Source organism: Sandaracinobacteroides saxicola, assembly GCF_014117445.1.
In the GTDB taxonomy this organism is placed as follows: Bacteria; Pseudomonadota; Alphaproteobacteria; order Sphingomonadales; family Sphingomonadaceae; genus Sandaracinobacteroides_A; species Sandaracinobacteroides_A saxicola.
Genome location: NZ_CP059851.1, coordinates 2,939,408 through 2,961,862 on the forward strand (window position 1 = coordinate 2,939,408; position 22,455 = coordinate 2,961,862).

Genomic DNA, 22,455 nt, shown 5'->3' on the forward strand with positions numbered 1-22,455 from the left:
TTCGCGCTTAAGCGCGGGGCAACGGTGATGAAGAGGACAGGGTGTTGACGACGCAGCCAAGCAGGGTTCTGGACCGGGTGCTGGTTCTGGAGATGGTGCGGGTGACCGAATATGCGGCGATCGCGGCGAGCCGCCTGATCGGCCGCGGCGACGAGAAGGCGGCCGATGCCGCCGCGGTGGAGGCGATGCGCGACGCGCTCAACAAGCTGCCCTTCGACGGCACCGTGGTGATCGGCGAGGGCGAGCGCGACGAGGCGCCGATGCTGTACATCGGCGAGAAGGTCGGCACCATGCAGGGCAGCGGGCCTAAGATCGACATCGCGCTCGACCCGCTGGAAGGGACGACGATCACCGCCAAGGCCGGGGCCAACGCGCTCGCCGTGCTGGCGATCGCCGAGGAAGGCGGCCTGCTGAACGCGCCCGATGTCTATATGGACAAGCTGGCGATCGGGCCGGGCTATGCACCCGGCCTTGTCAGCCTGAACCGGACGCCGACCGAGAACATCCGCGCGCTGGCGGCGGCGAAGGGGGTTGAGCCGCACGAGATCATCGCCTGCGTGCTCGACCGGCCGCGGCATGAGGCGCTGATCCGCGAGCTGCGCGGCCTGGGGGTGGGCATCCAGCTGATCCCCGATGGCGATGTGGCGGGCGTGATCAACGTGACCGATCCGGACAGCACGGTCGATATCTACATGGGCAGCGGCGGCGCGCCGGAGGGCGTGCTGGCCGCCGCCGCGCTGCGCTGCGTGGGCGGGCAGATCGAGGGGCGGTTGCTGTTCCGCAACGACGACGAGCGCGCGCGGGCGCGGCGCTGGGGCATCACCGACCTCGACCGCATCTACCAGCTGGAGGATCTGGCGAAGGGCGACTGCATCTTCGCCGCCACCGGCGTCACCGACGGCAGCCTGCTGGAAGGCGTGCGGCGCAAGCGCGGCGGGCGCATCACCACCGAAAGCATCGTCATGCGCGCCTCCACCGGCACCGTCCGTCGGGTGAAGAGCAACCGCGCCGGCGACCCCCCCAAGGCCGGGTGAGCCGCGCGCTGAAGGTCGAGCGGTCGCTGCTGGGCCAGCCCTGGGTGTGGCGCGCGGCGCCGCTCGATCTGGGCGGCGGTGCGCGTCTGGGGCTGGACGACCTGTCCGCCAGCCTGTTCCTGTCGCGCGGCTGCGCACCCGCCGACATCGCCCGCTTGCTGCGGCCCACGCTGCGCGACTGGATGCCCGATCCGTCGATCTTCATCGACATGGACGCGGCGGCGGAACGGCTGGCGGACGCGGTGCAGCGGCAACAATCCGTGGTGATCTTCGGCGACTATGATGTCGATGGCGCGACGTCCGCCGCGATCCTGATCCGGCTGCTCCGCTCGCTGGGGGGCGTCGCCAGCCATTACATCCCGGACCGGCTGCTGGAGGGCTATGGGCCATCGGCGGACGCGCTGGTGGCGTTGAAACGCGCCGGTGCCGACCTGGTGGTGGCGGTCGATTGCGGCACGCAGGGCTTTGCCGCGCTGGAGGCGGCGAAAGCGGCGGGGCTGGATGTGATTGTGGTCGATCACCACAAGGCATCCACCGCGCTTCCCCCCGCCATCGCCATCGTCAACCCGAACCGGCTGGACGAGGGGGCGGAGGCGGCGGCGCATGGTCATCTGTGCACCGCGGGGCTGGCGTTCCTGTTGGGTGCCGCGCTGAACCGGGTGCTGCGGTGCCGGGGCTGGTTCGAGACGCGGCCGGAACCGCGGCTGGCCGAGCTGCTGGACATCGTGGCGTTGGGAACCGTTGCCGATGTGGTGCCGCTGACCGGGCTGAACCGTGCCTTCGTGGCGCTGGGACTGCGCACCATGGCGGCGCGGCGCAATCCGGGCATCGCCGCGCTGTTCGATGTGGCGAAGCAGGAACGGGCGCCGACCGCGCGCGACCTGGGCTTCGTGCTGGGGCCGCGAATCAATGCCGGCGGGCGGGTTGGACAGGCCGATCTGGGCGTGCGGCTGCTGACCACCGAGGATGCGGCGGAGGCGCGGGCGCTGGCGGAGACGCTGGACGAGCATAACCGCGAGCGGCGCACCATCGAACAACTGGTGACCGACGCCGCGATGGCGATGGCGGAGAAGACCGCGAACGCGCCGGTGGCGGTGGTCGCCGGGCCGGGCTGGCACCCCGGCGTGATCGGCATCGCGGCGGGGCGCCTGAAGGAACGGCTGCACAAACCCGCCATCGTGATCGGCGTGGAGGGCCGCACCGGCAAGGGCAGCGGCCGCAGCGTGGAGGGTGTGGACCTGGGGTCGGCGATCCTGGCGGCGAAGGAGGCGGGGTTGCTGGAGGCCGGCGGCGGGCATGCCATGGCGGCGGGGCTGACCATCGCGGCGGGAAAGATCGACGCCTTCACGCAATTCCTGTGCGAGCGTCTGGGTGGGGACTGCGCGCGGGCCAGCGACGGCCGGGCGCTGAGCCTGGACCTGGCGGTGGCGGCAGGCGGCGTGACGGTGACGCTGGCGGACGCGCTGGAGGCGGCCGGGCCCTATGGCCAGGGCTGGCCGGCACCGCGGGTGGCGGTGGGGCCGGTGCAGATCCTGAAAGCCAGCATCGTGGGGGCGGCGCATGTGCGGTTCGAGGCGCGAGGGCGGGATGGCGGCTATGTGAAGGGCATCGCCTTTCGCGCCGCGGACAGCGCGCTGGGTCAGGGCCTGCTGACGGCGGGCGAGCGGCCGCACTGGCTGGCGGGCCGGGTGAAGAAGGGGGAATGGAATGGGCGCGTCTACGCGGAGATGGAGCTGGACGACGCTGCGCTGGCGTGAGGCAGCGCTTGACGGCGACGGCGCGGGCGACTAATCCGCCGCCTCTTCCCGCTGCGGTCCCTTCGTCTAGCGGTCTAGGACGTCGCCCTTTCACGGCGAAAACACGGGTTCGAGTCCCGTAGGGATCACCAGGCGATGCGCCCGCGCGAGCGATGGGGCCAAACAGCCGACATGATGGGGTGGTAGGCCCGGCAGGACTTGAACCCGCAACCAATCCGTTATGAGCGGACTGCTCTAACCAGTTGAGCTACAGGCCCCTGTGTGACGCAGGCGATAGCCGAGGCGCGCGGATAAAAAAAGAGACCCGGATGCGGGGGAGCATCCGGGTCTCGAATTTTCGGCCGCCTGCCCGGGGAGGGAGGGAGATGGGCGGCGGCCTGCCGGGGCGCCTCGGGGGAGAGTGAGGCGGGCCGGTTGCGCTGCAATGCAGCAACGAAATCCATATAGGCCTTGGCCGTTTATTGTGCAAGTGCGAAGAGAATGGAGGGCAGCCATGCAGCAGGCGCATGGGGGACCGCTGACTCTGCGGGAGAAAATCGCGGGAGAGCGTGGCGGGACGGCCGATGTAGGCTATGGCGACCGATCAATCGGGCGTGGAGAATGACGCGATGGTGAAGCTGAACAAAATCTACACGCGCACGGGGGATGACGGCACCACCGGGCTGGCGGACGGCGCGCGTCGGCGCAAGGATGACGCACGCATCGCCGCCTATGGCAGCACGGACGAAGCGATGAGCGCGATCGGCATGGCGCGGCCGCACGCCTCGCCGGCGCAGGATGCGATCCTCAGCCGCATTCAGAACGACCTATTCGATGTCGGGGCCGACCTGGCGACCCCGGGCGATGACTTCCTACCCGGCGGCACCAAGCCCGAATGGGAGCCGCTGCGCGTCGTGCAGGCGCAGATCGACCGGCTGGAGGCGGAGATCGACACGATGAACGCCGAGCTGGTTCCGCTGAACAGCTTCATCCTGCCCGGCGGCACGGCGCTGGCGGCGCACCTGCATCTGGCGCGGGCGATCGCGCGGCGGGCGGAACGGGACGCGGTGACGGCGGCGGCCGCGGAGACGATCAATCCGCTGGCGGTGCGCTATCTCAACCGCCTGTCGGACCATCTGTTCGTGATGGCGCGCCACGCCAACCTGCCCGATGGCGACCCGCTGTGGGTGCCGGGCAAGAATCGCTGAGAAGCAGGGGCGCTCATCCACTGCAAAACACCGGTGCCCACTTTTTCGCGGTGCGCTCTATGCCGCGCGGGCCACGGCCGTCCTGCGCAGGCCGGCGAATCGTTGATCGAGGATCGCATCCGCCTCGGCGATGATGCGGTCGATCAGCGCCTGGCAGGTGGGGATGTCGTGGATCAGCCCCTGCACCATGCCGGCCCAGAACACGCCCTTGCTCATATCGCCGCTGTCCAGCAGCTCCTTGCCGGCGCGGCCGTTCACCAGCTCGGCGACGTCGCTGAACTGCGCGCCGGGCTGCGCAAGGCGGCGGACGACCTCCTCGCTGACCGCGCTCCTGCCGACCCGCGCGGTGTTCTTGAAGTTGCGGAAGATCAGGAAGCTGCCGCGCTCGTCATTGTCGATATAGGCCTGTTTGACGTTGGGATGGATCGGCGCCTCCACCGTCGCGCAGAAGCGCGTGCCCATGTTGATGCCGTCCGCGCCCAGCGCCAGCGCCGCCACCAGCCCGCGCCCGTCGCCGAAGCCGCCGCTCGCCAGCATGGGAATTTTCACCTTGTCAGCGGCGGCGGGAATCAGGATCAGGCCGGGGATGTCGTCCTCGCCGGGATGGCCGGCGCATTCGAAGCCGTCGATGGAGATGACGTCGATGCCCTTTCGCTCCGCACTGAGCGCGTGGCGGACGGCGGTACATTTGTGCAGGATCAGCGTGTCGCGGGCGCGCAGTTCGGCCCAGACCTCGGCAACGGCGGGCGTGCCGGCGGTTTCGAAGATCCGCACGCCGGCGTCGAGCGCGGCGCGGGCGTAGGCGGTGTAATCGGGCGCGTTGATCGTGGGAAAGACGGTGATGTTGACGCCGAACGGCCGGCTGGTCATCGCGCGGCAGCGTTCGATCTCGGCCCGCAGCGCGTCCGGTGACGGTTGCGTGAGCGCCGTCAGGATGCCGAGGCCACCGGCGTTGGAGACCGCGGCGGCGAGTTCGGCGACCCCGACCGACTGCATGCCGCCCTGAACGATGGGGTGTTCGATGCCGAGCAGGCGGGTGATTCGGGTATCGAAGGGCATGGCGGATCCTTTGCGGTGGCGATGATGGCATAGGGGGTTTTGCCGCCGCGCGGGCCTCTCCGATTTTAGCGGATGGGCAAGGCGGGTTGGCGCGGCTATCGCTGCCGCGATTTTCGGGCAGGTGGAGACTTCATGCGGCAGATCGATCATGTCATCGCGGGCGGCACCGCTGCGGCATCGCGGTTCGGTGATGTCTATGACCCCAACGCCGGGACGGTGCAGGCGAAGGTGGCGCTGGGTGATGCGGCGGTGCTGGAGGCGGCGGTGGCCGCGGCGCTGAAGGTTCAGCCCGGCTGGGCGGCGACCAACCCGCAGCGCCGGGCGCGGGTGATGTTCGCCTTCAAGGCGCTGGTGGAGCGCGAGATCGACAGCCTCGCCCGGATGCTGAGCGCCGAGCATGGCAAGGTGGTGGCGGACGCCAGGGGCGACATCCAGCGCGGGCTGGAGGTGATCGAATATGCCTGCGGCATTCCACACGCGCTGAAGGGCGAATATACGCAAGGCGCCGGGCCGGGGATCGATGTCTATTCGATGCGCGTGCCGTTGGGGATCGGGGCGGGCATCACGCCGTTCAACTTCCCGGCGATGATCCCGATGTGGATGTTCGGCGTGGCGGTCGCCTGCGGCAACGCCTTCATCCTGAAACCCAGCGAGCGTGACCCGAGCGTGCCGGTGCGGCTGGCCGAACTGATGCGGGAGGCCGGCGCGCCCGAAGGCATTTTGCAGGTGGTGCATGGCGATGCCGAGATGGTGAACGCCATCCTGGATCATCCGGCGATCGCCGCGGTCAGCTTCGTCGGATCGTCCGACATCGCGCACCATGTCTATCGGCGCGGCGTGGCGGCGGGCAAGCGCGTGCAGGCGATGGGCGGCGCCAAGAACCATGGCATCGTGATGCCGGACGCCGACCTGGACCAAGTGGTGCATGACCTGGCGGGCGCGGCGTTCGGCAGCGCCGGGGAGCGCTGCATGGCGCTGCCGGTGGTGGTGCCGGTGGGCGAAAAGACGGCGCTGGCGCTGCGCGAGAAGATGATCCCGGCGATGCGCAAGCTGCGCATCGGCGTGTCAAGCGATCCGGAGGCGGATTACGGCCCGGTGGTGAACGCCGCGCACAAGGCCCGGGTGGAGGGCTGGATCGCCAAGGGGGTGGAGGAAGGCGCCGAGCTGGTGGTGGACGGCCGCGGCTTCACGTTGCAGGGCCATGAGGGTGGCTATTTCATCGGGCCGAGCCTGTTCGACCATGTCACGCCGGCGATGGAGAGCTACAAGGAGGAGATTTTCGGACCTGTCTTGCAGATCGTGCGGGCGGACGGCTTCGAGGACGCGCTGCGGCTGGCGAGCGATCATCAATATGGCAATGGCGTCGCCATCTTCACCCGCAACGGCCATGCCGCGCGGGAGTTCGCGGCGCGGGTGAATGTGGGGATGGTGGGCATCAATGTGCCGATCCCGGTGCCGGTGGCCTATCACACCTTCGGCGGCTGGAAGCGCAGCGCCTTCGGCGACACCAACCAGCATGGGCCGGAAGGCGTGAAGTTCTGGACCAAGGTGAAGACCGTGACGGCAAGATGGCCCGACGGGTCGCCTGATGGCGGGAATGCCTTCGTCATTCCGACGATGGGGTAGCACCGGTGCGGCTTGCCACGGTTGCCTTGCTGGTGCGGGACTATGACGAGGCGATCGCCTGGTTCACCGGCTGCCTGCGGTTCGCCCTCCTCGAGGACAGCGATCTTGGCGGGGGCAAGCGCTGGGTGAGGGTGTCACCCCCGGGCGGGGGCGCGGCACTGCTGCTGGCGCGCGCCGTGGGACCGAGGCAGGAAGCGGCGATCGGCAACGGGTTCGGCGGGCGGGTGGGGCTGTTTCTGCAAAGCGATGATTTCTGGCGGGACTATGAGGCCATGAGCGCCAGGGGCGTGACCTTCACCGATGGGCCGCGTGTCGAGGATTATGGGATGGTGGCAGTATTCGTTGATCTTTATGGCAATCGCTGGGATTTGCTGGGATCGGGTGTGACACAGGAGCCAAAGGCGTGACCCAGTTCGACCTGACCGACGACCAGCGCGCCATTCAGGATATGGCGCGGCGGTTCACTGCTGATGCCATTACGCCGCATGCCGCCGAGTGGGACGAGAAGCATCTGTTTCCGCGCGACACCATCCGTGCCGCTGCCGAGCTGGGGTTCGCCTCCATCTATGTCAGCGAGGCGTCGGGGGGGATCGGGCTGGGGCGACTGGAGGCGGCGCTGATCATGGAGGCGATGGCCTATGGCTGCCCGGCGACCTCCTCCTTCATCTCGATCCACAACATGGCGGCCTGGATGATCGACTGTTTCGGCGGCGCCGAGGTGAAGGCGAAGTTCCTCCCCGATCTGGTCGGCATGGTCAAAATGGCCTCCTATTGCCTGACCGAACCCGGCAGCGGCTCGGACGCGGCGGCGCTGAAGACCAGCGCGAAGCGGGATGGTGACCATTATGTGGTGAACGGCACCAAGCAGTTCATTTCCGGCGCCGGGGTGAACGACATCTATGTGACCATGGTGCGCACCGGGGGGGACGGGCCGAAGGGCATCAGCTGCCTGGTGATCGAGAAGGGGATGGAGGGGCTGAGTTTCGGCGCGCCGGAACGGAAACTCGGGTGGAACGCCTCGCCGACGGCGCAGGTGATTTTCGACAATGTCCGCGTGCCGGTGGAAAACCGGGTGGGCGCGGAGGGGGACGGGTTCCGCTTTGCCATGGCGGGGCTGGACGGTGGGCGGCTGAACATCGGCGCCTGTTCGCTGGGCGGCGCGCAGCGCTGCCTGGACGAGGCGATTGCCTACACGAAAGAGCGGCAGCAGTTCGGCCAGCCGGTCGCGGATTTCCAGAACACGCAGTTCATGCTGGCCGACATGGCGACCGAGCTGGAGGCGGCGCGGGCGCTGCTTTATCTGGCGGCGGCGAAGGTGAGCGCCAATGCGCCGGACAAGAGCCGCTTTTCCGCGATGGCGAAGCGGCTGGCGACGGATACCGGTTCGTCGGTGGTGGACCGGGCGTTGCAGCTGCACGGCGGCTATGGCTATCTGCGCGACTATCCGATCGAGCGCTTCTGGCGCGACCTGCGCGTGCATTCGATCCTGGAGGGGACGAACCAGGTGATGCGGATGATCGTGGGCCGGGACCTGTTGCGGCAATGAGCGGGGTGATCGCCGATGTGATGGGCGGCGCCGGCCGGCTGCGGCTGAACCGGCCCGGGGCGCTGCATGCGCTGACGCTGGAGATGGTCCATGCGATGACCGACGCGCTGCTGGCGTGGCGGGACGATGCAGCGGTGAAAGCCGTGCTGATCGACCATGCCGAGGGGCGCGGCTTTTGCGCGGGCGGCGACATCGCCTTCCTGCGCGAATCGGCGCTGGCGGGGCGCGCCGAGGGGCGGCGGTTCTTTCATGACGAATATCGGCTGAACCATCTGCTGTTCAGCTACGCCAAGCCGGTGGTGGCGTTCATGGACGGCATCACCATGGGCGGCGGCGTGGGGATTTCGCAGCCGGCGCGGTTCCGGATCGCCACCGAGAACACGCGCTTTGCCATGCCGGAGACGGGGATCGGCTTGTTCCCGGATGTCGGTGGCGGCTGGTATCTGTCGCGGCTGCCGGGGCGGGTGGGCGCCTATCTGGCGCTGACTGGGGCGCGGCTGGACGGGGCGGAGTGCCTGAGCGTGGGGCTGGCGACGCATTATCTGCCCGCCGCCTCGCTGGAGGCGGTGAAGGCGGCGATTGCGGATGCGCCGGGTGAGATCGAGGCGATCCTGGACGCGCATGCGGTGGCGCCGCCAGCGGCGAAGCTGGAGGCGCAGCGGGCAGACATCGACCGCTTGTTCGCCAGCGATGATTATGAGGCGATCCTGGCGGCGCTGGCGGCGGATGGCAGCGCGTGGGCGGCGGCGACGCTGAAGACACTTCAGGCGAAGTCGCCGCAGACCTGCAAGGTGGCGTTGCGGCAGCTGGCGACCAGCGCCACGCTGCCGGATTTCGCCGCGAACATGGTGATGGAATATCGGATCGCGTCGCGCGTGCTGACCCGGCCGGACTTCATCGAGGGGGTGCGCGCGGTGATCGTGGACAAGGATCATGCGCCGCGCTGGGACCCGGCGACGCCGCAAGGGGTGACGCCGGCGCTGCTCGACAGCATTTTCGCGCCGTTGGAACAGGAATGGACGCCGCTATGAGTTATGAGACGATCCTGGTGGAGACGATCGGCGCGGTGACGCGCATCACGCTCAACCGGCCGCAGGCGTTGAACGCGCTGAATAGCGCAGTGCTGCGCGAGCTCATCGCGGCGTTCCGGGCGTTCGATGCCGATGCGACGCAGCGCTGCGCCATCCTGACCGGCAGCGAGAAGGCGTTCGCCGCCGGTGCCGACATCAAGGAGATGCAGGGCCAGTCCTTCGCCGACATGTATGGCGGCAATTTCTTCTATGGTTATGAGGCGGTTACCGCGACGCGCAAGCCGTGGATCGCGGCAGTCTCGGGCTTCGCGCTGGGCGGCGGCTGCGAGCTGGCGATGATGGCGGACTTCATCATCGCGGGCGACAATGCCAAGTTCGGCCAGCCGGAAATCAAGCTGGCGGTGACGCCGGGCATGGGGGGATCGCAACGGCTGACGCGCGCCATCGGCAAGGCGAAGGCGATGGAAATGTGCCTGACCGGCCGGATGATGGGCGCGGTAGAGGCCGAAGCCGCAGGGCTGGTGGCCCGCGTGGTGCCGGCGGCCGAGCTGCAGGCCGAAGCGCTGAAATCCGCCGAAGCGGTGGCGGCGATGGCGCCGCTCGCCGCAATGGCGGCGAAGGAGATGGTGAACGCGGCGTTCGAGACGACGCTGGCCCAGGGCATCAATTTCGAACGGCGGCTGTTCCACGGGCTGTTCGGCAGCGCCGACCAGAAGGAAGGCATGGCGGCGTTCGTGGAGAAGCGGCCGGGCGTGTGGAGCGGGCAATGAGGATTGGCTTCGTCGGGCTGGGCAATATGGGCAGTGGCATGGCCGCCAATCTGGTGAAGGCCGGGCATGCGGTGCGCGCGTTCGACCTGTCCGACGCGGCGCGGGCCCGCGCGGGCGAGGCCGGGTGTATGGTGGCGGACAGCGCGCGCGCGGCAGTGGCGGAGGCGGATGTGGTGGTGACGATGCTGCCCAATGGCGCCATTGTGGAGCGCGTCTATGCTGATGATATCGTGGGGGTTTCGCCGCCGGCTGCACTGCTGGTCGACTGTTCGACGATCGATGTGGCGACGGCGCGGCGGGTGGCGGAGAGTGCTCAGGGATACGCGATGGTCGATGCGCCGGTGTCGGGCGGAATTGCGGCGGCAAACGCCGGCACGCTGACCTTCATGGTCGGCGGTGATGGGGCGGCGTTCGCGCGTGCGGAGCCGGTGCTGGCGGCGATGGGCAAGGCGGTGATCCATGCCGGTGGCAGCGGCGCCGGGCAGGCGGCGAAAATCTGCAACAACATGATCCTGGGCGCGACGATGGTGGCGACCTGCGAGGCGTTCGCGCTGGCGGAGCGGCTGGGACTGGATCTGCGGACCTTCTACGACATTTCCTCCAAGGCGTCGGGGCAGAGCTGGTCGATGACCAGCTATTGCCCGGTGGCGGGCGTCGGCCCTGTTTCACCGGCGGATCGTGATTTCACTGGTGGATTTGCCGCTGCGCTGATGCTGAAGGACCTGAGGCTGGCGACCGAGGCGGCCGCCGCCGCGGGGGCCGAGGTGCCGATGGGGGCACGGGCGGCGGAGCTTTACGCGGCCTTCGCCGAGGCGGGCCATGGTGGCCTGGATTTTTCGGCGATCATCCGAACGTTTCAGCAGTAAACACGCGTTTCGCTAGTGCAATGGCACCGAGCGGCCCGGCGCGGTCGCCGAGCGCCGGCGGCATGATGATGGTTTCGAGGCTGCTGGCGTCGATGCCGGGCAGATAGCCGCCAAGCCGGTCGGCGACGGCGGCGCGCAGGCGTTTCATCCGTGAACCAAGCGCCAGGCCCACCCCGCCGCCGATCAGGATGCGCTGCGCCGAGACCGTGAGCAGCAGCGTCGCGAGCAGGTCGGCGAGTTCATCGCAAACCTCTGCCCAGACGGGATGGTCCGGTGGCAGGGCTTCGCCGGGCAGGCCGGTGCGGGCGGCGAGCGCGGGGCCGGCGATCAGCCCTTCGAGGCAGTCGCCATGGAAGGGGCAGATGCCCTTGAAGGATGCGCCCGCCGGTCGTGAGACGCGGACATGGCCCAGTTCCGGGTGCAGCAGGCCATGCAGCGGCGCGCCGTTCACCACGATGCCGCCGCCCAGGCCGGTGCCGATGGTCAGATAGGCGTGGACGGCACAGCCCCGGGCGGCGCCCCACTGCCCCTCCGCCAGGGCGGCGCCGTTGACGTCGGTGTCGAGGGCGACCGGGCCGTCGAACCAGCCGGCGAGGCCGCCACGGATGTCGGCGTCGCTCCATCCGGGCTTGGGGGTGGGCAGCATGTGGCCGAAATCGGCGGCGGCCGGGTCCAGCCGCAGCGGCCCGAAGCTGGCGATGCCCAGCGAGGCGAGCGGATGTTCGGCGTGGCGGGCGGCAAGCCAGGCGGCGAGCGGCGGCAGCAGCCTGTCCGGCGCGGTGGTGGGCAGGCGGCACTGATCGAGGATGGTGGCGCCGTCGCTGATGAGCGCCAGCGCCTTGGTGCCGCCCAGCTCAACGCCGCCAAACCGTGCGCCCGCCATGAGAAATCCTTCTGCCACCAGGCAATTGCCTCTGACAGCGCCGGGAAAATGTGGCAAGGCTGGCCCCAGGGGCGCCACGCTGGGGAGAGCGATGTCGCGGCATGAAACGGTTGCGCCGGCAATGTCGGATTGGCAATAATATTGCTTTACATTGCCAGATACTGCAATAAAGACGCGAACCACGCCCTTTCCTTGTCAGGTTGTTGTGCAAATGGCCAGTCATGCCTCCGTCGATTCCGTTCCGGCCGCCATCCCGACTCGGCATAATCCGGTGCGCACGCGGGCGGATTGGCAGGCGATGCGCGACGCCTGCGTGGCCGATCCCGGCGCCTTTCACGGCGACATCGCCGCGACGACGATCCACTGGTTCGTGCGCGAACAGAATGCCTGGCTGATGCGCGATGCCGATGGCGTGTGGCGCGGCTGGGATGCCACGACGGGCGCAGCAGTATCGCGCGCGCTGCCGGATGGTTTCGCGCCCTGGGCGCGGGCGTTCAATGGCGATGACGCGCCGCACTGGCGCTGGTTCGAGGGCGGGCGGACGAACGCCGCGTTCAATGAGGTCGACCGGCATGTGCTGGCCGGGCATGGCGAGGAGGCGGCGCTGATCTTCGAAGGCGACCGTTGGGACATGGCGCGCGACGGCGGACGCGGCGGGCCGATCGACAGCTTCCGCGTCAGCCGCAAACAGTTGCTGCTGGAGAGCGTGAAGTGCGCACTGGCGCTGCAGGCGCTGGGGCTGAAGGCCGGCGACCGAATCGCGCTCAACATGCCGAGCATCGTTCCGCAAATCTATTGGACCGAAGGCGCGAAGCGGCTGGGGATCGTCTATACGCCGGTGTTCGGGGGCTTCAGCGACAAGACGCTGTCCGACCGGATCGCCGATGCCGGCGCGCGGGTGGTGGTGACGGCGGACGGCAGTTACAGGAACGCGCAGGTGGCGGCCTTCAAGACCGCCTATACCGATCCGGCGCTCGACAATTTCGTGCCGGTGCCGGTGGCGATGGCGCTGCTGCGGGGGCAGCTGGCGGAGGCGGCGCTGGGGCTGGATGCGGCGGACGCGGCGCGGATCGAGGCGGTGGTGGCCGAGACGCTGGCCGGCGAAGTGACGGTCGAGCGGTCCGACGTGATGCGCGGTGTCGGGCGGGCGCTCGCCGAGCTGGGCGCGCGGCTGACGCCGGCGGAAGCGTCGAAGGTGCGGATCGCGATCGCCTCCGCGCTGGTGGAGGCGCCGCCGCGGGTGGAGGCGGTGGTGGTGGTGCGCCACACCGGGCAACCGGATATCGTCTGGCGGCCCGAGCGCGACCGCTGGAGCCATGAGCTGACGGCGGCGGCGCTGGAGACATTGCTGGCGGCGGCGCGGGACGCGGGGTTCGCGGTGGCGGACGAGGCGGCGCTGCAGGCGCTTTCGGATGCGGATTTCGTGCGCGCGCTGTGGGCGGCCTGCCCGCCGCTGCCGGTGGAGGCGGACTATCCGCTGTTCTTCATCTACACCTCCGGCTCGACCGGCAAGCCGAAGGGCGCGGTGCATGGCCATGGCGGCTATGTCGCCGGCATCGCGCACAGCATGAAGGTGGCGTTCGATGCCGGGCCGGGCGACGTCATCTATGTGGTCGCCGATCCGGGCTGGATTACCGGGCAGAGCTATCTGATCTCGGCGGCGCTGACGACGCGGGTGACGAGTGTGATTTCCGAAGGCTCTCCCGTGTTCCCGCACGCCGGCCGCTTCGCCTCGATGATCGAGCGGCATGGCGTGACCATCTTCAAGGCCGGGGTCACCTTCCTGAAATCGGTGATGACCGATGCCGCGAACCTGGCCGACCTGAAGGCCTATGACATGGGCAGCCTGAAGGTGGCGACCTTCTGCGCGGAGCCGACATCGCCGGCGGTGCAGGCATTCGGCATGGAACATGTGACGCCGCGCTACATCAACAGCTATTGGGCGACCGAGCATGGCGGCATCGCCTGGACTCATTTCTTCGGCAATGAAGATTTCCCGCTGCGGGCGGATGCGCATACCTATCCGCTGCCGTGGATCGTGGGCGATGTGTGGGTGGAGGATACGCAAGGGACGGGTGCCGGCCTTTATGCGCGCGACGGCGATGACGGCGTGCCGTGGCGGGTGGCGGAGGAGGGCGAAAAGGGCGAGATCGTGATCGCGGCGCCTTATCCCTATCTCGCGCGGACGATCTGGGGCGATGCGCAAGGCTTCCGCGTGACCGATGGCGCGGTGGACGGTGCCTGGCGGGGTGATGCGGCGCGGTGGGAGGGCGGATACTGGCGGCGCTGGCGCGGCGCCTGGGGCTATACCCAGGGCGATTTCGCGGTGAAGCATGGCGACGGCAGCTTCAGCCTGCACGGCCGCAGCGACGATGTGATCAACGTGTCCGGCCACCGCATGGGGACGGAGGAAATCGAGGGGGCGATTTTGCGCGACAAGGCGCTCGACCCCGAGTCGCCGGTGGGCAATGTGTTGGTGGTGGGGGCGCCGCACCGGGAGAAGGGCCTGACGCCGCTCGCCTTCGTGCTGCCGGCGGCGGGGCGGAAGTTGAGCCGCGACGACCGGCGGCGGCTGGCGGACCTGGTGCGCACGGAAAAGGGCGCGGTGGCGGTGCCGGCGGATTTCCTGGAGGTGAGCGCCTTTCCCGAGACGCGCAGCGGCAAATATGTGCGGCGGATGGTGCGGGCGCTGGTGGAGGGCGGCGAGCTGGGGGATACCTCGACGCTGCGCAATCCGGAGAGCCTGGACGAGCTGCGGCGGGTGATCGACGCGTGGAGCCAAGAGCAGGCGCTGGCGGACGAGCAGCAGCTGTTCGACCGTTACCGTTATTTCACCATCCAGTATAATCGGGTCGCGCCGGGCAAGCGGGTGGCGACGGTGACGGTGACGAATCCGCCGGTCAATGCGCTGAACGAGCGGGCGATCGACGAGCTGGTGATCGTGGTGGAGCATCTGGCGCGCAAGGATGATGTGGTGGCGGTGGTGTTCACCGGGCAGGGTAACGCCAGCTTCGTGGCGGGCGCGGACATCCGCCAGATGCTGGAGGAGGTGCACAGCCGCGAGGAGGCGCTGGTGCTGCCCAACAACGCGCAGCTGGCGTTCCGCAGGATCGAGACGATGGGGAAGCCGTGCATCGCCGCCATCCAGGGCGTGGCGCTGGGCGGCGGGATGGAGTTTGCGCTGGCGTGCCATTACCGGGTGGCGGAGCCGGTGGCACGGTTCGGCCAGCCGGAGATAAGGTTGCGGTTGTTGCCGGGCTATGGCGGGACGCAGCGGCTGCCGCGGTTGCTGGCGGATCGCGGCGGGGCGCAGGGGTTGCGCGATGCGCTGGACCTGGTGCTGGGCGGGCGCAGCATCGACGCGGCGAAGGCGGCCGACATCGGCCTGGTGGACCGGGTTGTCGAGGGCAGCGAGGATGCGCTGTCCGCGGCGCATGCGGCGATCCGCGACTGGCTGCTGCATGGGGCTCACAGCGCGCTGGGGCATGCGTTCGACGAGCGGGAGCGGGCGATCTCGGGCTGGGAGGCGGCGGAGCCCTTCGATTTCGATGCGGCGCTGGCGGACGCGCATGTGCAGCGGATTTTGCGGCAGCTCGACTGGGCCGGGCGGGGCGCGGCCGGCGCGCGGGCGGTGGAGGCGATGCGCACCGGCTGGACCAGGGGGATGAGCGCGGGGTTGCGGCGGGAGGCGGAATTGTTCGCCGATGCCATCGTCGATCCGGCGGGCGGCAAGACCGGCATCCGGCAGTTCATGGACAAGACCAGCCCGCCACTACCCGTGCGGCGCGATGGCGTGTGGATCGATGGCGAGCATGCGGCGCGGCGCGAGCGGTTGATTGCCGCCGGCGAGATGCTGCCGCTGGGGGCGGCTTTCTATCCGGGCGTGACGCCGATCCCCGAGTGGCAGCTGGCGTTCGGGGTGGCGCGGGACGCGGAGACGGGGGCGCCACGCTTTGGCCCGCCGGCGAGCCATGAGCGCGAGCTGATCGTGAAGGTGGAGCGGCCCGAACCGAACGAGGCGCTGGTGTACATGCTGACCAGCGAGGTGAACTTCAACGATATCTGGGCCCTGACGGGCATCCCCGTGTCGCCTTTCGATGGCCATGAGGAGGATGTGCAGGTGACGGGGTCGGGGGGCATTGCCCTGATCGCGGCGCTGGGGAGCGAGGTGAAAGCGGAGGGACGGCTGAAGGTGGGGGATCTGGTGGCGGTCTATTCCGGCACCAGTGACCTGTTGTCGCCGGCGGCGGGGAATGACCCGATGTTCGCGGGGTTCGCCATCCAGGGCTATGAGACGAAGACCGGCAGCCATGCGCAGTTTCTGGTGACCCAGGGGCCACAACTGCATCCCGTGCCCGCCGACCTGCCGCTGGAGGCGGCGGGGAGCTATGTGCTGAACCTGGGGACGATCACCCGCTGCCTGTTCACGACGCTGGCGATCGAGCCGGGACGGACGCTGTTCGTGGAGGGTGCGGCGACGGGAACCGGGCTGGACGCGCTGCGCAGCGCGGCGCGGACGGGCTTGCAGGTGACGGGGCTGGTTTCGACAGAGGAACGCGCTGCGTTCATCGGGACGCAGGGAGCGATCGCCGCGATCAACCGGCGGGATGCGCGGTTCGCGGACGGGTTTACCATTGTGCCCGAAGCACCGGACGCGGCGCGGGCGTGGGAAGCGGCGGGGCAACCGCTGATCGAGGAATATCGCCGGCTGAACGGCGGCAGGCTGGCGGATTATGTGGTGAGCCATGCCGGCGAGACGGCGTTTCCGCGCAGTTTCCAGCTGCTGGCGGAGGGTGGCGTGCTGGCCTTCTATGGCGCCTCCTCAGGCTATCATTTCAGTTTCATGGGCAAGGCGGGCAGGGCGATGCCGGAGGTGATGCTGCGGCGCGCGGGGTTGCGGGGCGGGGAGGCGGTGCTGCTGTTCTACGGCCCGCGCTCGACGGCGTTGCTGGACGAGACGGGCCTGGAGATGATCGAGGCGGCGCGGCGGTTCGGGGCGCGGACGGTGGTGGCGGTGACCACCGATGGCCAGCGCGAGTTTTTGCAGTCGCTGGGGCTGGAGGAGGCGATTGCCGGGATCGTCAGCCTGGAGAGCTTGCGGCGGCGGGCGGGCAGGGATTTTGACTGGCCCGAGACGATGCCGCGCCTGCCCGATGCCAAGGTGGATATCGAGGCGTTCAAGGCCGCGGTGCGCGATTATCAGGAGCGGACGATGAAGCCGTTCGGCGGCGCGGTGGGGGCCATCCTGCGATCGGCCGACAATCCGCGCGGCGCGCCGGACCTGGTGATGGAGCGGGCGGGGCAGGACACGCTGGGGATTTCGACCTCTCTGGTGAAGCCGTTCACAGGCCGGGTGGTGTTTGCCGAGGAGATGGCGGGGCAGCGCTTCACTTTCTATGCGCCGCAGGTGTGGACGCGGCAGCGGCGCATCCTGATGCCGACGGCGGAGATTCGCGGCACGCATTTGTGCAACGCGCATGAGGTGACGCGGATGAACGACATGATCGCCGCGGGCCTGCTGGAGGTGACGCCGCCGACGGTGGTGCCGTGGGAGGGACTGCCGGAGGCGCACCAGGCGATGTGGGAGAACCGGCACGGGGCCGCCACCTATGTGGTCAACCATGCGCTGCCGGCGATGGGATTGCGCGGGCGTGACGCGCTGCTGGAACGCTGGGCGAGCCGAGAGGGAGACGGGGCATGAATGCGGCGGTGAGCATGGTGGGCGCAAGCAGTGGCCGGCTGGCGGGGAAGGTGGCGGTGATCACCGGGGCCGCGGGCAATCTGGGGGGCGAGATCGCCCGCGCCTATGCGCGCGAGGGGGCGATGGTGGTGATGACCGGGCGCACGCGCGAGCGGGTGGAGGCGGCGCGGGAGGCGGTGGTGACCGCGACCGGGGTGGCCGATGAGCGGGTGGCGACCGCCTGCCTGGACGGCGCGGATGCGCAATCGGTGCGCGATGGCATCGCCGACATCGTGGCGCGCTTCGGCCGGATCGATGTGCTGGTGAACAATGCGGGGTCCGCGGGGCCGAAGCAGACATTGGTGAAACTGCCGCTGGACGAGGCGGAGCGCGCGGCGCAGGGCGATGCCGAGAGCGTGGGCGATGCCATGCGCAACATCTTTGGTGTGACCTGGAACCTGGTGCGCAGCGTCGCGCCGGTGATGGCGGAGGGCAGCGCCATCATCAACGTGTCCACCATCTTTTCGCGCACGCCCTACTATGCGCGCACCGCCTATGTGGTGCCGAAGGCGGCGCTGAATGCGCTGTCGCGCGAATTGTCCCTGGAGCTGGGGCCGCGTGGCATCCGCGTGAACCTGCTGTTTCCCGGGCCGATCGCCAGTGAGCGCATCCGGAGCGTGTTCGCCGCAATGGATGCGGCGAAGGGGGATGAGGCGGGCGCGACCGCGAAGCAGTTTTTCGACATGATGTCTTTGGAGCGCAGCGTCGATGGCGCGGCGCGAGCCAAGACCTTTCCGACGCCGGCGGACATTGCCGCCACCTGCGTGTTCATGGGCAGCGACGAATCGGCGGCGTTCAACGGCCATGATTTCGAGGTGACGCACGGCATGACGGTGCGCAAGGAATCGCGCGCCACCTATCTGGCACGGCCGACGATGCGATCGATGGACGGCACGGGCCTGGCCGTACTGGTGGCCGCCGGCGAGCAGTGGGAGGAAGCGCTGGAGATCGCGCGGGTGCAGTTGGCGTGCGGCGCCAGCGTGCTGCTGGGGGTGTCGCGGCAGGCCGACGTGGCGATGGCCGAAGCGCGGATCAGGGCCGAGGGATTGGGCGACGCGGTGCATGTGGCGCGCTTCAGCCGGCGCGATCCGGCGGGCATGGCGGCGGCGCTGGCGGATTTCGGCGCGCGGGGGCAGCCGGTGACGGGGGCGATCATCCTGCCGGCGCACGCGTCCGACCGGTTCCGGGGGGCGCTGTCGGCCGCGTCCGACGAGGATGTGGTGGCGTTCATGGACGATGAGCTGACGGGGGCCATTGCGCTCTCGCGGACGCTGAGCCGATATTGGGCGGAGCAGGGGCGTCTGCTGGCCGATCCGCGCTTCCTGTTCCTGTCGAACGGCAGCGACGGGGCGGGCAATGGTTATGCGCACATGCTGCGTGCCGCGCTGGAGCAGCTGACGCGCATCTGGCGCGATGAATCCGCGGTGGCGGTGGCGAAGGGCGAACGCGCGCAGCCGGAATGGGGCAGCCAAATCATCCGTTTCACCAACGAGGAGCCGGAGAATCTGCGCTTCGCCGCGGGGCATGCGGCGCGCATCCTGCTGAAGGAAAGCCGGATGCAGGAAGTGACGCTGTATATCCCCGAGAGCATCGGCGAGGCGACCGGCGCGCGCAAGGCGATGCCGGGGTTCAGCGAGAATATCACGGGCCTGCATCTGGGGAAGGTGGCGCTGATCACCGGCGGTTCGGCGGGGATCGGCGGGCAGGTGGCGCGGTTGCTGGCGCTGGCGGGTGCCAAGGTGATGATGGTGAGCCGGCGGGCGAGTGAGCTGGATGCCGCGCGCGCGCGCATCATCGAGGAGCTGGCGGACGTGGGGTTCGCGGGCGTCGAGCGGCGGGTGCAGACGCTGGCGGATATCGATGTCAAGGATTTCGCCGGCCTGGCGAAGGCGGTGGCGGCGACGGAAGCGGCGTTCGGGCGGATCGATTATCTGATCAACAATGCCGGCGTGGCGGGCGCCGAGGAGATGGTGGTGGACATGGGGGTGGAGGCGTGGCGCGCCACGCTCGACGCCAATCTGGTGAGCAACTATGTGCTGATGCACCATGTCGTGCCGGGGATGAAGGCGCGCGGCAGCGGCTATGTGCTGAACGTGTCGAGCTATTTCGGTGGCGAGAAGTTCATGGCGGTCGCCTACCCCAATCGCGCCGATTATGCGGTTTCGAAGGCGGGGCAGCGGGCGATGGTGGAGTCACTGTCACGCTTCCTGGGGCCGGAAGTGCAGCTGAACGCCATCGCGCCGGGACCGGTGGATGGCGACCGGCTGTCCGGCACCGGCGGGAAGCCGGGGCTGTTCGAACGCCGTGGCCGGCTGATCCTGGAGAACAAGCGGCTGAATGCGGTGCATGCGGCGGTGATCGCCGCGGTGCGGCGCGGCGCGCGGGCGGAGGCGATCCTGGCGCGGCTGGCGGGGAATGACACGGCGCGGCTGTCGCACGATACCAATGTGCCGCGCGAAATCCGCGACCTGGCGCTGGCCTGCGCGCGGGAAAGCGATGGCGTGGCGAGCTGGGACCGGTTCGTGATGACGCCGGCGATTGCCGCGCGCCTGCTGGGGCGGCTGCGGGGCGCCGGGCTGTTGCTGGATGTGCCGGCGTGGCAGGACAAGGCCGAGTGGCTGTTGCGGCTGCCGCCGGAGGATGTGCCGTTCATCCCGCGTTCGCGCGTGCTGGCGGAGGCAGACAAGGTGGGCAAGGGGGTGCTGAGCCAGCTCCACCTGGGGAAGATGCCGACCGAGGCCGATGTGGCGCAGGCGACGGTGTTCTTCCTGGCGGACCGGGCGGTGAGCGGCGAGACCTTCATGCCCTCCGGCGGGTTGAGCGTGGAGCGGTCGACCACAGAACGCGAACTGTTCGGCAGCCCGAAGCAGGAGCGGCTGGACCAGATGCGGGGCAAGACCGTGTGGCTGGTGGGCGAGCATCTGACCGATTATCTGGCGGAGGCGGCGCGGGCGTTCGTGGAGGACTGCCATGTGGCGCGCGTGGTGCTGCTGTGCGCCACGAAGGCCGGAGCGGAGGCGCTGAGGGGCGCGCTGGGCGCGTTGCCGAAGGGCAGCGTGGAAACGCTGGTAACGGGTGACGCGGTGGAAGCCGCGATGGACAGGGCGCTGGGCAAATGGGGGCGGCCGACGACGCTGGTGTCGACGCCGTGCTCCGCCCTGCCCGATATGCTGTTCGGGGAGGGCGGATTGAGCCCGGCGGATTTCGGTGCGGTGGTGGAGGCGAACCTGACCTGGCATTTCCGGGTGGCCAAGAAGGCGTCGCTGTATGACGGCTGCCAGCTGGTGCTGGTGTCCCCGGATGTGCCGATGGGCACCAAGGGGCCGGCGTTCGCACTGGCGAATTTCCTGAAGACGACGCTGCATGCCTTCACGCTGACGCTGGCGGTCGAAAATGAGCGGCTGGTGCATGACGTGGCGGTCAACCAGATCAACCTGACGCGGCGGGTGCGAAGCGAGGAGCCGCGCGACCTGGACGAGCATCTGGAGGAGGTGCGGCGGTTCGCGCGCGCCGTGCTGCTGCTGGGCGCGCCGCTGCCCGACGCCGAGGACAGCCGGTATCGGGCAAGGATTTATCGGGGGATGTCGATGACCGTCTGAGGGGGTTGAGACACTACTGACCCGATTAGCAATTGTGTATCTTGCAAACATTGGCCAATAGCCGCCTTATTGGCGAAAGTACGGGCTATAATTCGGATTTGGGATCGTCTTTCGGCTTCTGCGTCGCTACTTTTTCAAGTTAGCAGCCCAGCAGGAACTGTTCCCATCTCATTGGAGGTCGCGGGCTGCTTGCTTTAAGCGCTATAGCTAAAAAGTGTGAGGTTCGGTCATAGAAGTTTCTTCAGGCGATTCGTGGAGGTCACCCGATATATGAATGGGCCTCTTCGACTTCGGCATACAGCTATCATCTTGTCATAGTTGTGAGCCAAGCTTTTCATCTTAAAGAAGCCAAGCGAGCTTGCGCCGTAAAGATAGAAGCAACCAATACTGTGTTGTTGGATCGCCTTCAGCGCCGCGCTTTCATTCTGCCATTTCGCGTCGTGGCTGCACACGATCCATCCTTTGGGGCCGACCTCATTTAGCCACTCGTCATCTGGCATGTTTGACGAGAATCGCTCACCGTCGTGAGAGCGCACCTCGAAGGGACACCTCAACATACTCAACGCACGGGGAAAATTTTTCCCCATGTTGCGATCAAAATACAGGGTCAGTGACGCGTTTCCCTCCCTTGAAGATTCACGCCTTCGAATTCCAAGGCCGCCAGCACATCAGAATTTGCTACGCCAAAATCATCGGCGATGTCATCGAGCAGCTCTCCTGCCTCCCATCTCCCTTTGAACGCCCAGGTGGCGATGCCTTCGACCGAAGGCGCGCCAAACTGGATACGAGGATCGATAACAAGCGGACTATTGCGACCAGCGAGGTGCCATCGCACCGCCAAGCCTGCCCTTTCATACTCAAACTCTTGCAGCCGCCCGATTATGTCGGTCCATGCCAACTGGCCCCCGGCAGAAGCCTTGAGCAACTTATTGTCGCCCATCTTGGCTTCGATCTCGGCGTAGTCCATCCAAAGGTCTTTACCGTCCGTTTTGAAACGATATTCAGCGAAGGGAAACTCGGCATTAAGCTGCTTGCTGACATATTCGCGCGCAGCCCGAATCTTGTCGAGACGCACGTTTGCGCGACGGAACTGCGCCACGACCGCGACCTCGATAAGCTGGAGATAGGACAGCGATTGCCCCTTGTTTTTATTGCTCAGCGTTCCTCGCTTGTTGCTCTGTCCTGTTTGATGCCAGCGAGCGACCGTCTGCGAAGATATATCGGCATACCGCGCGGCTTCGCCGATACGATAGTTTGGAACGAAGAGTCGCTGCCTCCAAAATTCGGTCGGTTGAGGCATCGCGTTCATGCAGATACGCCTAGCAGTCAATTCACTCGAAGTGAATCGACTTTTTGT

At 68.1% G+C, this 22,455-nt stretch carries 15 protein-coding genes and 2 tRNA genes; 12 read left to right on the forward strand and 5 right to left on the reverse strand.

Annotation, left to right across the window (positions count from 1 at the left end; all coding sequences use genetic code 11):
• The first annotated feature begins 92 nt into the window (after nucleotides 1–92).
• The 3 genes from glpX to H3309_RS14745 all read left to right on the forward strand — a co-directional run bounded on the left by glpX (nucleotide 93) and on the right by H3309_RS14745 (nucleotide 2,922).
• Complete coding sequence (glpX, locus tag H3309_RS14735; protein WP_182298818.1) at nucleotides 93–1,034, forward strand: class II fructose-bisphosphatase; 942 nt, start codon at nucleotides 93–95, stop codon at nucleotides 1,032–1,034.
• Nucleotides 1,031–2,791: a single-stranded-DNA-specific exonuclease RecJ gene (gene recJ / locus H3309_RS14740; RefSeq protein ID WP_182295556.1), complete on the forward strand. Its 1,761-nt coding sequence runs from the start codon at nucleotides 1,031–1,033 to the stop codon at nucleotides 2,789–2,791. Before glpX ends, recJ begins: the two co-directional genes overlap by 4 nt.
• Before the next feature lie 55 nt (nucleotides 2,792–2,846).
• Nucleotides 2,847–2,922 (forward strand) — tRNA-Glu (locus H3309_RS14745).
• Nucleotides 2,923–2,971: 49 nt separating this feature from the next.
• Here H3309_RS14745 and H3309_RS14750 read toward each other — a convergent pair.
• A tRNA-Ile gene (locus H3309_RS14750) sits at nucleotides 2,972–3,048 on the reverse strand.
• A 351-nt stretch (nucleotides 3,049–3,399) separates the two neighbouring features.
• On the opposite strand from H3309_RS14750, the gene H3309_RS14755 reads away from it, so the two are divergent.
• Nucleotides 3,400–3,978 carry a cob(I)yrinic acid a,c-diamide adenosyltransferase gene (locus H3309_RS14755; RefSeq protein ID WP_182298819.1) on the forward strand — a complete coding sequence of 193 codons (579 nt, stop codon included), beginning with the start codon at nucleotides 3,400–3,402 and terminating at the stop codon, nucleotides 3,976–3,978.
• A gap of 57 nt (nucleotides 3,979–4,035) precedes the next feature.
• Here H3309_RS14755 and H3309_RS14760 read toward each other — a convergent pair whose 3' ends face one another.
• Entirely contained in the window at nucleotides 4,036–5,037 is a 1,002-nt protein-coding gene (locus H3309_RS14760; RefSeq protein WP_182295557.1) for an NAD(P)H-dependent flavin oxidoreductase, read from the reverse strand.
• A 132-nt stretch (nucleotides 5,038–5,169) separates the two neighbouring features.
• Here H3309_RS14760 and H3309_RS14765 point away from each other — a divergent pair, with 132 nt between their 5' ends.
• Genes H3309_RS14765 through mmsB form a run of 6 tightly spaced genes read left to right on the forward strand, consistent with a single transcriptional unit; the run spans nucleotide 5,170 to nucleotide 10,876 of the window.
• Nucleotides 5,170–6,663, forward strand: a complete 1,494-nt coding sequence (locus H3309_RS14765) for a CoA-acylating methylmalonate-semialdehyde dehydrogenase (RefSeq protein WP_182295559.1) — start codon at nucleotides 5,170–5,172, stop codon at nucleotides 6,661–6,663.
• Nucleotides 6,664–6,668: 5 nt separating this feature from the next.
• Nucleotides 6,669–7,070, forward strand: a complete 402-nt coding sequence (locus tag H3309_RS14770; protein ID WP_182295561.1) for a VOC family protein — start codon at nucleotides 6,669–6,671, stop codon at nucleotides 7,068–7,070.
• Nucleotides 7,071–7,111: 41 nt separating this feature from the next.
• Entirely contained in the window at nucleotides 7,112–8,209 is a 1,098-nt protein-coding gene (locus H3309_RS14775; RefSeq protein ID WP_243453940.1) for an acyl-CoA dehydrogenase family protein, read from the forward strand.
• On the forward strand, nucleotides 8,206–9,240 hold the full coding sequence (locus H3309_RS14780; RefSeq protein WP_182295564.1) for an enoyl-CoA hydratase/isomerase family protein: 1,035 nt from the start codon (nucleotides 8,206–8,208) through the stop codon (nucleotides 9,238–9,240). The genes H3309_RS14775 and H3309_RS14780 overlap by 4 nt, the downstream gene beginning before the upstream one ends.
• On the forward strand, nucleotides 9,237–10,010 hold the full coding sequence (locus H3309_RS14785; RefSeq protein WP_182295566.1) for an enoyl-CoA hydratase-related protein: 774 nt from the start codon (nucleotides 9,237–9,239) through the stop codon (nucleotides 10,008–10,010). The genes H3309_RS14780 and H3309_RS14785 overlap by 4 nt, the downstream gene beginning before the upstream one ends.
• Nucleotides 10,007–10,876 carry a 3-hydroxyisobutyrate dehydrogenase gene (gene mmsB, locus H3309_RS14790; protein ID WP_182295568.1) on the forward strand — a complete coding sequence of 290 codons (870 nt, stop codon included), beginning with the start codon at nucleotides 10,007–10,009 and terminating at the stop codon, nucleotides 10,874–10,876. The genes H3309_RS14785 and mmsB overlap by 4 nt, the downstream gene beginning before the upstream one ends.
• Here the strand turns inward: mmsB and H3309_RS14795 are convergent.
• Nucleotides 10,854–11,759 carry an ROK family protein gene (locus H3309_RS14795; RefSeq protein ID WP_182295570.1) on the reverse strand — a complete coding sequence of 302 codons (906 nt, stop codon included), beginning with the start codon at nucleotides 11,757–11,759 and terminating at the stop codon, nucleotides 10,854–10,856. The genes mmsB and H3309_RS14795 overlap by 23 nt on opposite strands.
• Nucleotides 11,760–11,970: 211 nt before the next feature.
• Between H3309_RS14795 and H3309_RS14800 the strand changes: the two genes are divergently transcribed.
• Both H3309_RS14800 and H3309_RS14805 read left to right on the forward strand, forming a co-directional pair.
• Nucleotides 11,971–17,460: an AMP-binding protein gene (locus H3309_RS14800; RefSeq protein WP_243453759.1), complete on the forward strand. Its 5,490-nt coding sequence runs from the start codon at nucleotides 11,971–11,973 to the stop codon at nucleotides 17,458–17,460.
• The gene (locus H3309_RS14805; RefSeq protein WP_182295571.1) at nucleotides 17,457–21,098 is read left to right on the forward strand and encodes an SDR family oxidoreductase; all 3,642 of its coding nucleotides are present in this window, start codon (nucleotides 17,457–17,459) and stop codon (nucleotides 21,096–21,098) included. The genes H3309_RS14800 and H3309_RS14805 overlap by 4 nt, the downstream gene beginning before the upstream one ends.
• Before the next feature lie 227 nt (nucleotides 21,099–21,325).
• On the opposite strand, the gene H3309_RS17840 is transcribed toward H3309_RS14805, so the two are convergent.
• The gene (locus H3309_RS17840) at nucleotides 21,326–21,685 is read right to left on the reverse strand and encodes a PIN-like domain-containing protein (RefSeq protein WP_182295573.1); all 360 of its coding nucleotides are present in this window, start codon (nucleotides 21,683–21,685) and stop codon (nucleotides 21,326–21,328) included.
• Nucleotides 21,686–21,705: 20 nt separating this feature from the next.
• Nucleotides 21,706–22,407: a DUF433 domain-containing protein gene (locus H3309_RS14815; RefSeq protein ID WP_182295575.1), complete on the reverse strand. Its 702-nt coding sequence runs from the start codon at nucleotides 22,405–22,407 to the stop codon at nucleotides 21,706–21,708.
• Nucleotides 22,408–22,455: the final 48 nt, after the last annotated feature.